This window comes from Flavobacterium olei (assembly GCF_039749035.1).
In the GTDB taxonomy this organism is placed as follows: domain Bacteria; phylum Bacteroidota; class Bacteroidia; order Flavobacteriales; family Flavobacteriaceae; genus Flavobacterium; species Flavobacterium olei.
In genome coordinates this window covers 112,108-125,816 of the sequence record NZ_JBDKWC010000004.1, presented here as the reverse complement: position 1 = coordinate 125,816, position 13,709 = coordinate 112,108, and the positions used below count along the sequence as shown (strand labels likewise).

The 13,709-nt window shown below is 33.4% G+C and carries 8 protein-coding genes; 2 read left to right on the top strand and 6 right to left on the bottom strand.

All coding sequences use genetic code 11. The features are described from left to right. Positions 1-14 precede the first annotated feature (14 nt). The 6 genes from ABEB31_RS11460 to hutH all read right to left on the bottom strand — a co-directional run bounded on the left by ABEB31_RS11460 (position 15) and on the right by hutH (position 9,475). Entirely contained in the window at positions 15-959 is a 945-nt protein-coding gene (locus tag ABEB31_RS11460) for a hypothetical protein (protein ID WP_347051799.1), read from the bottom strand. Positions 960-1,434: 475 nt separating this feature from the next. Then, positions 1,435-3,246, bottom strand: a complete 1,812-nt coding sequence (locus tag ABEB31_RS11455) for a WG repeat-containing protein (RefSeq protein ID WP_347051798.1) — start codon at positions 3,244-3,246, stop codon at positions 1,435-1,437. 119 nt (positions 3,247-3,365) lie between these two features. Next, entirely contained in the window at positions 3,366-5,060 is a 1,695-nt protein-coding gene (locus ABEB31_RS11450) for a WG repeat-containing protein (RefSeq protein WP_347051797.1), read from the bottom strand. A gap of 836 nt (positions 5,061-5,896) precedes the next feature. Next, positions 5,897-7,237, bottom strand: a complete 1,341-nt coding sequence (locus ABEB31_RS11445) for an inorganic phosphate transporter (RefSeq protein WP_347051796.1) — start codon at positions 7,235-7,237, stop codon at positions 5,897-5,899. Positions 7,238-7,267: 30 nt separating this feature from the next. After that, positions 7,268-7,912 carry a DUF47 domain-containing protein gene (locus ABEB31_RS11440; RefSeq protein ID WP_029269365.1) on the bottom strand — a complete coding sequence of 215 codons (645 nt, stop codon included), beginning with the start codon at positions 7,910-7,912 and terminating at the stop codon, positions 7,268-7,270. A gap of 48 nt (positions 7,913-7,960) precedes the next feature. Then, positions 7,961-9,475, bottom strand: a complete 1,515-nt coding sequence (gene hutH / locus ABEB31_RS11435; RefSeq protein WP_347051795.1) for a histidine ammonia-lyase — start codon at positions 9,473-9,475, stop codon at positions 7,961-7,963. Between the two features lie 635 nt (positions 9,476-10,110). Here hutH and thrA point away from each other — a divergent pair. Both thrA and ABEB31_RS11425 read left to right on the top strand, forming a co-directional pair. Continuing rightward, positions 10,111-12,558: a bifunctional aspartate kinase/homoserine dehydrogenase I gene (gene thrA / locus ABEB31_RS11430; protein WP_347051794.1), complete on the top strand. Its 2,448-nt coding sequence runs from the start codon at positions 10,111-10,113 to the stop codon at positions 12,556-12,558. 139 nt (positions 12,559-12,697) lie between these two features. Next, positions 12,698-13,621 (top strand): homoserine kinase, encoded by a 924-nt coding sequence (locus tag ABEB31_RS11425; RefSeq protein ID WP_347051793.1) that lies wholly within the window; start codon positions 12,698-12,700, stop codon positions 13,619-13,621. Positions 13,622-13,709: the final 88 nt, after the last annotated feature.

The following is a 13,709-nucleotide window of genomic DNA, read 5'->3' as shown; positions in this document are numbered from 1 at the left end:
ATCTTTCAATCAGATTAATTCATAGAACCATTGTAGATTGGTATTAAATAGGTATTATAATTGCTCCACAGCTGTTCTATATCTTTTGCCTGCAGTCCTTTTCCATTCACTTTAGCTTTGCTGCTTGCCACTACATACTTACTAGCCATTTCATAAAACTCTCTATAATTAGAAGGAGTCTGATTATCATTTGCATATAATAAATGTTCCGTAATGGGACCTTCTAATTCTGCCAAAGAATTTTTTATTGCTGTGCTGTTCAAATTATCAGAAGCAGAACATAAACTTATAAACTCCTTTATAGCATCCATATCGTTGTAAAGATAAGTGTAAGCAACTTTATAAGGAGATTTTGCCACAGAATAAGGGAAAAGCTGTTTCTGTAATTGTTTGTTACGTGCACTTAGTTTTTCACGGGTCTTATTGTATGTATCAAATAAGGATTCCAGTTCCAGACAGTACTTTTTACCAATTTCCAGTGTAGGAATATTGGGTTTACTAAAAGATCCCATATCATTCCATATCAATGCTATTTTTTGAAATGTTTCGGCAAGCGTTTTATAATTTTCATCATAAAAAACGATATCTCCTGCTTCCATAATGTCAGGAGCATTTCCTTTTATACAGCGGGCATTATTTTTCGTAAGGTCATAAGAAATATAAATACTATAGATAACTTTATTCTTAGATCCGCTTTGATTTTTTACAAAATAATTGTACCATGTAGTGTAATATTCCTGACGGTCTGCAATTTCTTTTTGCTGTTTATTAAGACAACTAACAATGTTATTTGTATACTCAATTACAACACCATAGTTTTGTTCATTAATTCCCTTTACGGCAGTTGTTCTTTCGGTGTTGGCTTTAGCAGCAGAAGGTTTGGTTGCTTTTTTCTTTTGCTGTGCATTTACGCTGACAAACAGGCTTAGAAAACACAGAGCGATTATAGTTCTTTTCATATCATTCTTTTTTAACCATTTAAATCTTTTATCAATTGTACAGATTATCTCCATTACTATAACAATATTATTGTTATAATAATCTCAGTAATCATATTACAATGATGCAAAATTCTTATAATTAAACAAATCCGATAACCCGTAGAAGTTTGTTAATTGTCACTTTAAGACATTTTAATACCAATTACAAAAAGCAGCATACTCATAAGAATCTTCATCAGTTTCAGATTATTTCTCATTGCCATTATAGATACTGCTTATCTCATTAGAATAAGCTGCTTATACTTTAATTTAATTATAGAATTCATATTTTACGCCAACTCCAAATTTCAATACTATATTTCGCAGGTAAAGATCATTTTCCCACTTAATTATTATAACCAGATTACAATCATCAGAATTTTTTTGTCACAGGTATAGAATTTTGTATACTCAGATATAATGGTTTATTAAAAAATAAAAAAGCTGAATTTCTTCAATTCAGCTTTTTTTTCTTTGACAAAATTTTCACAACTGCAAGACCTGCTATAAAATTTTCCACTCCATCATACTTGAAAGCTGTAATTTCTTTTCCCATTGTATTTATATAACTCCATTTTTTATTAACGCTAACTCTGGCAAAACCGTTTTTAAAAGATTGTGTTTCATCATATTTAAATGGAGTTAGTTCTTTACCTCTTTTATTTATAAAGCCCACTGTTCTGCCATAAGCTACTTCTGCAATTCCTTCGCTAAAAGAGGCACCATTACTATATTTTAGAAGTATTTTTTCTTTACCATTCCTATTTATATAACCAATTTTACTATTCAATCGAACCATTGCCAATCCTTCATTAAAATCTTCTATAAAATCATACTTTATTGGCGTTAATTCTTTTCCTTTTTTATTGATAATTCCCCACCTTCTATTATAACCTTTTTCTATATTGACTATTGCTATTCCATCATTAAATTCCCAGATAGTACTATACTTAAGCGGTGTTATTTCTTGTCCTTTTTTATTAATTAGACCATACTGGCTATTTAAACCCACTTCAGCTATTCCATCTTCAAAATTATTAACAAGATCATATCGTGTAGGGATGGTTATATTACCAAGTGTGTCTGCAAATCCATATTTTCTATTTTTACTGTTTTCTACAATTCTCAGATCATCAAAATAGAATCTCTTTTTAGTTCGTCCAGAATTGTAATATAAAACAGCTAAAGAATCATATTTTGTAGTTTCAACTACATCCCCTTTTTTAGTTAAAAACAAATATTCCGATTTTTCTGTTTTTTGTATATTGTTTGGGTATATATTGCTTGTATATATACGCACCAGGCCGTTATTAAAATAGGTATGCTGTTCGTTAAGAAATTCAGAATTATAATACTCTATTGGTTCCCCACTTCTATCTACATAAACAGGCTTAACATTTTTACGATCATCAAAACTGCTTCCACAAACGAATCTTGATCTTGATTCAAAAAATTCATCTTTAAAATCATAAATTAAAGGAATAACCTCTGTGCCGGTTTCATCAATAAAACCCCATTTTCCATTTAACAGAACCCTTGCCATTCCTTCACTAAAGAAGAAGACATAATCGTATTTTATCTTAGATATTTCTTTGCCATTTTTATCTATAAATCCCCATTTTCCGTCTAAGTAAACTTTGGCAATTCCTGACCCATTAAAATAAGGTTTACTATCACTGAAATATCCTAACGGATTTGATTCAATAGGTTTCCAATTTCTATCTGTTAATGTAATTTTATCTTTTCCATATAAACATAAAACAACAGACGTAGTGGTATCCTGAATAAAATCATATCGTAATCCAGTAATTTCGATGCCTTTTTTGTTGATAATTCCCCATTTTCCGTCAACTTTTACACAAGCAACTTCATGATCAAAGCGACCAATATTATCATATTTAATTGTAGTGATTTCTTTTCCTGCTTTATCAATTAAGCCATATTTATTATTGAGCTTAATTCTTGAAACTCCATCGATGAAGTCATATATAGTATCATATTTTAAAAGTGTGATCTCTCGTCCTTGATTATTAACGAGTCCCCATTTGCCATTTTCGCATACTTTAGCTATACCATCAGGAAAGGCACATGCATGATCATATTTTAAGGATGTAATTTGATTTCCGTTTGTATCTATAAAACCATACTTATAAATAGTATCATTTTTTAAAACTAAATTATTTTTATTTTCAATTTTGTTTTTATTAAAACTGCTAATTGTTATAAAAATAATGAGCAGAACAATTACTAAAATAGTTTTTTTCATAAATGTCTTTTTAATTTTTTTTAGTCTAAAATTTAATTAAGCTGATTGCAATATTATAATCCAAATTCACAACTCCCGAAAAAGAATTATATTAGAAACACCTGGTCATTTTTATTTTCTTAATCTTCCTGGCAATCATACCAATCTGTACGCATATCCATTTCAAAATCATCATGATAAGGTGGCCTGAATTCAAAATCATCTATCTCATCATATTCAATCGGAATAATTATTTTTCCGTTTTGATTAATAAGCCCCCATTTTCCATTCAATTCAACCATTGAAAATCCGTTTCTAAAGTTTTGAACCCGATCATAAATCAAGGGAATTATTACTTCGTTTTTTTTATCGATAAAGCCCCACCGTATTCTATTATTTTTTATAATCTGCACAGCAGCAAGTCCCTCAGAAAAATCTTTAGCATTGTTATACAGGGGTTTTATGACTTCGTTGCCTTCTGCATTGATGAAGCCCCATCTACCAGGTATTTGCACGATAGATACGATATCAATATCAATATGAGCTTCAAAACCCCCTTTCCCATATTCAACTCTTATCATATCATCTCTTAACTCTCCTACACCCAAATAGCGGGTAGCTGTAATCTCTTTTCCATCTTTATTAATAATACCCCACAAAAATTGTGATTTCCCGATTTTGTTATAATCTTTTATTCCAACAATAAAAAACGGACTGGAAGAGGTAATAATTTTGTCAAATTTAAAATCTGTAATTTCTTGTTCTTTTTTATTAATAATACCCCATTTGTCATTTAACTTAACTGGTAACAAATCCCACTCAAATGAATTAATTTCATTATACTTTATATTAATTATTTCTTTCCCAGTTTCGTCAATAAGTCCAAATTTCTCCCCTGACCCTACTTTTGCGATTCCGTCAGAAAAATCATTTGCATAATCATATTTTAAAGGAATAACCAATTGACCAGCTTGGTTAATATAACCGTATTTGATACCTTTTTTTACAACTCCTAAACTATCCCTGCCGAATTTAATGTAATCATATTTAACTGGCGTAATCTCGCGACCACCTTTATTAATTAAACTAAATTTATCACCTTCTCTTACTACCGCTAAGCTATCAACGAAAAATCTAATATCATCATATTTAACCGGAGTAATCTCCTGACCCGTTTTGTCAATTAATCCAAATTTTTCTCCTATTTTAACAGTCAAAATTCCATTTGATGAAGTTGAGATATTATTATATTTAAATTCCGTAATTTCTTTGCCAGGAGCATTCATAAGTCCTAACTTATTGTTTTTACTTTGAAGTGTAAATTGATTTAAAAATCCATAATTATTATCGTATTCAAGGGGAATAACAATTTTACCTGTCTTATCAATAAATCCATACTTTCTATTATCCAATGCAACCATTGCCAGTCCTTCTGAAAAACTATTAGCTATTGTGTATATAGCTTCTATTACTACATTACCTAATCTATCTACATAACCATATTTATCATTTATTTTTATTACAGCTAAGTCTTCACTAAATTTACTTACCTGCTCATATGGCATTGTTGTAATTTGATTTTTTTGAATCTTGTGAGTATTGTTATTCAATATGAATTCTTCCCTATCTAATCTCAACCTAATTTCATTACCATTTTTGTTACCAGTAAAAATATCATCATACATTAGTGGTAAAATTTCCTTTCCTTGTGTGTTAAACAGACCATACTGTTTATTTTTAACCACCCTAATAAATTTTTCTTGTGAATTATTACTTTGCGCATAATTCGTAGCTACGAATGCGAGGAAAAAATATAAAAACCATTTTTTTTTCATAAGTAAAACTTTTTATTAGAAACACAAAAAGAACAACCAAAGCTGTTCTTTATCAATTTTATCAAGAAACATAGAATTATACTCTACATTTTTACCACACTAATTTTAAAAGGAGGATTTAACATTCTTTTGAGAACAAAGAACAAACAAACAAAAACCAATACGATTGTCACGATTAGAAAAGGCAAGTAACCTATTGGCTCAGCTAATTTTCGAAATAAAAGCACGTAGCCTTTAACTCTTCTTTGCTGCATATCATCCCTTTGCAAACTATAAACATAACTAGTTAATAATCCTGCAAAAATACCAATCCCAAGTGCTTTTTTTGCAGGTGAAATCGCAGCTTCTAAAGATGTTAATTGAGTTTTTTCACTTTTAAATCCAATTTGCTTAAATTGATTTTCGGTATATTTTTCAGCCTTTTAGGCTACCACTACATTCTGAAAATCGATTTTTATTTATGGATCAGCGTTATCTGTTATCATAGTAAAACTAATAGAAGAATCTAATCTTGGGAAAAATTCATTTTTTGAACAAATTTTACATCAATAATAAAATCTACCTTGTCTTTTCAATATTCCCAATTATCAATCTATCATAAAACAAAACTACATTTTCCACCAAGCCACATTCATAAATTTCCTATTCAATTAAATTATAATACTTTTTATTATTAAATAATTTTACAAAAATCCACCTGTAAAATTTAATTAATTACTTGCAAAAGTTTTTAAACTAATATTTTACGACATTTCATAACAATGTTTACCTTAAAACAAAAAAAAGCCGTTTTCAAATTGAAAACGGCTTTTTATATATTATAAATATAAATTTATTTAAATAAAAACACTCAGGATAAAGTAAACCAATCCAGCTAATAAAGCTGAAATAGGAATGGTTAATATCCAGGCCCAGATTAAGCTTACTGTTACTCCCCATCTTACAGCAGATACACGTTTTGTTAATCCAACCCCGATGATAGAACCTGTAATAGTATGCGTTGTACTTACCGGTATTTTTAAGTGTTCGGTAAAGTAAAGTGTCAAAGCTCCTGCAGTTTCTGCTGCTACCCCTTCAAACGAACTTACTTTTGTAATTTTAGAACCCATTGTTTTTACAATTTTCCATCCACCGCTTAATGTTCCTGCTGCAATTGCAGAATAACACGCTAACGGAATCCAGGTTGGCATTTTAAAAGCGCCATCTTCAGATGGCAGGGCTACGTCTAACCAGGAAGCCATATGTACTCCCGGATTTGTATTAATGTATACCACAACTGCTGCAGCAATAATTCCCATTACTTTTTGAGAATCGTTTCCTCCATGACCTAAACTAAAAGCTGCTGAAGAAAGCAATTGCATTTTCTTTAAAGCACCATCTGCCTGATGGATGTTCAAACTGCTAAATATTAAGCAGAATGCACTTACTGTCAATACAATAAAGGCAACCAAAAGCCATTTAATATTATGTGGTTCTAAGGCAACGCTCCAAAATTCTGAAGAGGCAAAACGAGGTTTATGTCCGTCTTTTATAATTTCTTCATAAGGAATCATTTGGGTATACACAAACCAAATAGTTGCGATCATTAAAAGCACGGTAAATATTTTTGGACCGATATTTTTACGTGAAGCATTTAAAAGCCAGATCGAAATTAAATACGATGCCAAAGCTCCTAATAACGGTGCTAACACAATAAATGCGATAATAATAAGAACTCCGGAAGGCATTCCTCCGTCTTTGCCGGCTTTGTACCAGCTTACTATATCATACCAGTAATGTGTTGTTCCGTCTGTCCCAACATATCCAGAAAATCCGTGAACTGCTATAGCGTGCGCAATTGCCGCACCCGCAAAACCACCAATTAAGGTATGAGAAGAACTGGAAGGGATTCCAAGCCACCATGTTAAAAGATTCCAGCAAATTGCGGCAATAACCCCGGCTAAAATTACAACAAGGTCTATTTGCATTGTGTCTGCAGTTTTAGCTACAGTATCTGCAACACCAAAACCGAAAACCCAATAGGCCAAAAAGTTAAAAAACGCAGCCCATAAAACGGCCTGAAATGGCGTTAAAACTTTTGTAGCGACAACTGTAGCGATAGCATTTGCTGCATCATGAAAACCATTGATGTAATCAAAAATTAAAGCTAATACTATAATAATTATAAGTATAGTCATAAATTATAACTTCAGAATGAAATAAATTAATTAAGAGTGTTTTACAGAAATAGATTCTAAGATATTAGCCACACTCTTACATTTGTCTGTAGCAGATTCCAGAACAGACAATACTTCTTTATACTTAATAATGTTTTTAGCGTCGGTTTCGTTTTCAAAGATTTCGAAAACGGCTTTGTTGTAAACGTTATCAGATTTGTTTTCCAATTTATTAATTCTGGCACAAGCATCTTTAATAACATTCATGTTTTTCAGGTTGCTTAACTCTTTTACAGCACTATCAATGTTCTGACAAGCCTCAAGGTTGATTTCTGTCATTTTTCGGATAGATTTTGTAATCTTGTCAACCTGATACAATCTCATACGACTTGCTGCACCATGTAGATAATCGGCAACGTTGTCAATTGAAGTAATCAATGTATGAATATCTTCTCTATCAAATGGAGTAATAAAATTTCTGCTCAACTCTAAATTAGTCTGGCGGGTAATGTCTTCTCCTTTTTGTTCTAATTCGTCAATTTTCTGAAAAAGGACTTCTCTTTCTTTTAATGGTAAATTTACAGCTTCGTGTAAGTTAGAAGCTAATTCAATTAAATTGCTTGAAGCTTCTTCAAAAAGTGGAAAGAATTTTTTGTCCTTCGGCACTAAAAATTGGAAAATACTGTTTATTGACATTTGTTTATTTTTGATAGTGCAAAATTACTTCAATAATATTCAGCAATGTTAAGCCATTGTTAACAAATCGTTTTCTATTTGAAAACTAGACAGAAACGAAACCGTCTTTTCAATATCATAATGTAAGATCCTATCTTCCTTAATCAATGGTACTTCCTGTCTGTAACTGGCTAAAAACATCTCTATAAAATCACTCGATTTTAAAGGCGCCCTGTACGCAATTGCCTGAGAAGCGTTCAATAATTCTATCGCCAGTATACGCTCCAGATTTTCCATTACTTTTAAAGCTTTTGTAGCTCCGTTTGCGCCCATGCTCACATGATCTTCCTGCCCGTTGCTCGACACAATACTATCAATGCTGGAAGGAGTTGCTAATTGTTTGTTCTGACTTGCAATACTGGCAGCAGTGTATTGCGGAATCATAAATCCTGAATTCAGTCCCGGATTATCTACCAAAAAAGCGGGAAGATTACGCAATCCTGAAATTAACTGATAAGTCCGTCTCTCTGAAATACTTCCTAATTCTGCCAAAGCAATTGCCATAAAGTCTAAAGCTAAAGCCAATGGCTGTCCGTGGAAATTTCCTCCCGAAATAATCTGATCGGCTTCTATAAAAATATTCGGATTATCGGTAACAGAATTGATTTCTGTTTTGAATACTTTCCGAACATAATCAATAGCATCCTTAGAAGCGCCATGAACCTGTGGCATGCAGCGGAAAGAATAAGGATCCTGGACATGTTTCTTTTCCTGAACAATTATCTCACTTCCGTCTAAAAACTCGTTTATCCTTTGCGCAGTAACAATTTGTCCTTTGTGCGGACGTATATAATGTATCAATTCGTTAAACGGCTCGATTCTTCCATCAAATCCTTCCAAAGAAATTGTTCCGATTAAATCTGCTAAATACGAATATTTATATGCTTTTATTAAAATATGGGCTCCGTAAGCACTCATAAATTGTGTTCCGTTCAATAATGCCAGACCTTCCTTAGACATTAGAACGATTGGTTCCCAATTAAAATGTTTTAAAACCTCTTTTGAAGTTGTCTTTTTACCTTCAAACAACACTTCACCTTCACCAATAAGCGGTAGTGACATATGGGCCAAAGGGGCTAAATCTCCCGAAGCTCCAAGTGATCCCTGCGTATAAATAACAGGTAAAATATCATGATTATAAAAATCCACCAAACGTTCCAGCGTTTTGAGCTGAATTCCGGAATGTCCGTAACTTAAAGACTGGATTTTAAGCAAAAGCATCATCTTTACAATTTCTGACGGAACTTCATCTCCTGTTCCACAAGCGTGCGATTTGACTAAATTTTCCTGAAGTTTGGATAAGTTTTCATTCGAGATTTTTACACTGTAAAGTGATCCAAAACCAGTATTAATGCCATAAATTGGTTCAGAATGTGAAGCCATTTTTTTATCGAGATAATCACGGCATTTCTGAACATTTACCTTTGCTTCTTCAGATAGTTCGAGTGTTTTGTTATAACTCAAAATTTCGTGCAACGTCTCTAAAGTTATAGTTTCGGTACTTATATAATGAATCTCTCTCATGATGATTTTAAATTTAAAACGCCAAAATTCAACAAATCAACATTAAAAAGCAACAATTTATCACAATAATTAAAAATTCAATTGTGAATAATATATAGTTTTATTTATTTCTAAATCTAAATTATTGCTTTTGAAGCTGATTTGAGCACCAAAATTAAGTTTAAAAGTGCAGAAACATGTATTAAAGGCTGTTCAAAATCTATTAAAACGATAACTTAACATATCTAATTTTACCAAATGCTCAATATTGAATTGATGAGATTTGAATTATTAAAATATTCGCAAAAAGACTTTTTAAGTTTTTACCTTTTCTAAAAAGCTGTACTTTTGAAAAATCAAAATGAAAAGTAACAGCACTACATATCAATCTGCAATGACAACTCAAACAGGAGTTGCAATCGCTGTTACCTTTATTTCTACTACAACAACTACTACCCCTTAGGGGTATACATTTTTACATATAATCCTGGTTATCTATACTTTTTTCTAAAAAGAAGAAAGGCATTGGATACATAAAAATATTTGCATAAAAAGAAAAAGAAATAAAAAAGCCGCAGTTTTCAGTTCAGTTCACAGTTAATAATCTTTGAACCTTTGTTACTCAGAACCAAGGCACCTTAGAAAAAATATCAAAAATGAAAGTATTAAAATTTGGAGGAACTTCAGTTGCCAATGCTCAAAATATAAAGCTCGTTCTAGAAATTGTTAAACAAAAATCGCAACAGAACCAACTGGTTGTAGTAGTTTCTGCCTTAAGCAAAGTAACCGATTTATTGCAGTCTGCAGCGGCAAAAGCAGCCTCTAATGACGAAAGTTTCAGGGAAATTGTTGCCGAAATAGAGAAAAAACACCTTGACACTTTAAAAGAATTAATTCCGGTAAGCGAGCAAAGCAGTCTTTTAAGTCATGTAAAAAGAATTATAAACCACTTAGAAACTTTACTTGACGGTTGTTTTCTGTTAGGCGAATTATCTCCGAGAACTGCCGATACAATTTTAAGTTTTGGCGAATTACTTTCGTCTTACATTATTGCGCAGGCGTATCAGCAAATTAATAAAAATGCTGCCTACAAAGACAGCAGGGAATTGATAAAAACAGATAATAATTACGGTAAAGCCACAGTAAACTTTGAAGTTTCTAACAGTTTGATTCAGGAATATTTTGGACAAAGCGAAACTCAAATTCAAATTTTACCCGGATTTATTGCACAGACTCCCGACGGCATAACTACAACACTCGGCCGCGGCGGATCTGATTATACCGCAGCGATTATCGCCGGAGCGCTTGACGCCGAACAACTGGAAATCTGGACTGACGTAAACGGAATGTTTACTGCCAACCCAAAAATTGTAAAACAAGCCCGTCCGATTGCTACTATTTCATATCAAGAGGCAATGGAGTTGTCGCATTTTGGTGCCAAAGTTTTATATCCGCCAACAATTCAGCCGGTTTTAAGAAAAAATATTCCGATTTTAATCAAAAATACTTTCGAACCTGAAGCCGAAGGAACTTTAATTTCCGATCATGTTTCTACAAAAGATACGGTTGTAAAAGGAATCAGTCATATCGATCATATTTCGTTACTGACTCTCGAAGGTCCCGGAATGATTGGTGTTGCAGGTTCTTCCCGACGTTTGTTTGAAGTATTGTCTCAGGAAAAAATCAACGTAATTTTTATCACTCAGGCTTCTTCTGAGCATTCTATTTGTATCGGAATTTTAAATTCGGATGCCGATAATGCCGAAGCTGCCATTAACAGCGCCTTTGAAATTGAAATTGCTCAAAACAAAATCGATCCTTGTTACGTAGAAAAAGACCTTTGCATTATTGCTTTGGTAGGCGAAAACATGAAAAATCACCAGGGTCTGAGCGGAAGAATGTTCAGCACTTTAGGAAAAAACAATGTAAACATTCGTGCGATTGCTCAAGGTGCATCTGAACGTAATATTTCGACTGTAATTAATGAAAGAGACGTTAAGAAAGCGTTGAATACTTTACACGAAAATTTCTTTGAAGAAAATACCAAACAGCTGAATTTGTTTGTAATGGGTGTTGGAAATGTAGGGGAGAAATTCATCGAGCAGATTCACAACCAAAAGAAATTCTTAAAGGAGAATTTAAAAATTAATGTGCGCGTTATCGCTTTATCCAACTCCAGAAAAATGCTTTTTGATGAAGACGGAATTTCTTTAAAAGAATGGCAGTCTGATTTGGATAAAGGCGAACCAGCCAACAAAGAAGCTTTTATAGAACGTGCCAAAGAACTAAATTTACGCAACAGTATTTTTGTGGATATTACAGCAAATGCAACGGTTTCTGAAACTTACGAAGAGTTCTTAAAACAAAGTATTGCCGTTGTAACTTGTAATAAAATTGCCTGTTCTTCTGCATATGATAATTATAAAAAACTAAAAAATCTTTCTCGTCAATACAACGCTCCGTTTTTGTTTGAAACGAATGTTGGTGCGGGATTACCGATTATTGATACCGTAAAAAACTTAATCGCTTCTGGTGATAAAGTGCATAAAATTCAGGCGGTTTTATCAGGAAGTTTAAACTTTATTTTCAACAATTTTGATGAGAATAATTCTTTTCACGATGTGGTAAAAGAGGCCGGAGTACAAGGTTTTACGGAACCGGATCCAAAAATTGACCTTAGCGGAATCGACGTTGCGCGTAAAATCCTGATTTTAATTCGCGAAAGCGGTTACGAAATGGATATTGATGCCATTGCAAACGAATCGTTTTTACCGGCAGAATGTCTGGCAACAACGAACAACGAAGATTTCTTTGCATCGTTAATCAAACATGCACCGCATTTTGAGAATATTTATAAAGAAGCTTTAGCCAAAGATTCAAGATTGAAATACGTAGCGCAATTCGAAAACGGAAAAGCAAGCGTTGGCCTGCAGTTTATCCCAAAAGATCATCCGTTTTATAATCTGGAAGGAAAAGACAATATCGTGCTTTTCTACACCGATCGTTATGTAGATCAGCCTTTATTAATCAAAGGCGCCGGAGCCGGTGCTGCAGTTACGGCTTCAGGGATTTTTGCAGATGTAATTCGTATTGGAAATGTTTAAAAAAGGTACAAAGGTGCAAAGTGACAAAGGTGCAAAGTTTTTTTCTTTAAACCTTTAAACCTTTGAATCTAAAAAACAAAAACTAATGATTGGCAAAACCTCTGAACCTCTGAGCCTTTGCCCCTCTGAACCTATAAAAATGAAAGAAATAAAATTATTCTGTCCCGCTACAATCGCAAATCTCTCATGCGGATTTGACGTACTTGGACTTTGCTTAGACAATGCGGGTGACGAAATGATCGTTCGGAAATCAGATCAGAAAGGAGTTCGAATTACTAAAATCGTTGGTGCCGATTTGCCTCTTGAAACAGAGAAAAATGTTTCCGGAGTTGCAGCTTTGGCAATGTTAGCGACTTTAGACGAATTGGATTTTGGATTTGAAATCGAAATTTATAAAAACATCAAAGCCGGAAGCGGAATCGGAAGCAGCGCTGCAAGTTCAGCCGGTGCGGTTTTCGGAATTAATGAATTGTTAGGAAGACCGTATTCGCGAAAAGATTTAGTTCAGTTTGCGATGCAGGGCGAGAAATTAGCGAGTGGAAACGCACATGCAGATAACGTTGCTCCTGCCCTTTTAGGCGGTTTTACTTTGGTAAGAAGTTATGCTCCGCTGGACATTATCAGAATTGATAGTCCGGAAGAATTGTTTGCGACGGTGGTTCATCCTCAAATTGAATTAAAAACCTCTGACGCTCGTTCGGTTTTAAAACAAACGGTTTCGCTAAAAAGTGCCATTATGCAATGGGGAAATGTCGGCGGATTGATTGCGGGTCTTTACACCAAAGATTACGAATTAATTGGCCGTTCGCTTCATGACGAAATCGTTGAGCCTTTAAGAAGTGTTTTGATTCCGGGATTTGATTTAATCAAACAAACGGCTTTAGAAAACGGCGCTTTAGGTTCTGGAATTTCAGGTTCCGGTCCTTCGATTTTCGCTTTAAGCCGAGGAAAAAACACCGCAGATCAAATCGCAAAAGCCATGAGCGACGTTTACGAAAAAATGAATTTACCGTATGAAATTCATGTTTCGAAGATTAATCCTGACGGAGTACGAATTATTTAGAGAGTCCTTAGTCCTTAGCTTTTAGTCCTTAGCCTAAAAAGCTAAAGGTTTAGACTAAGAAATAAGGACTAAGAACTAGAAACTAAAA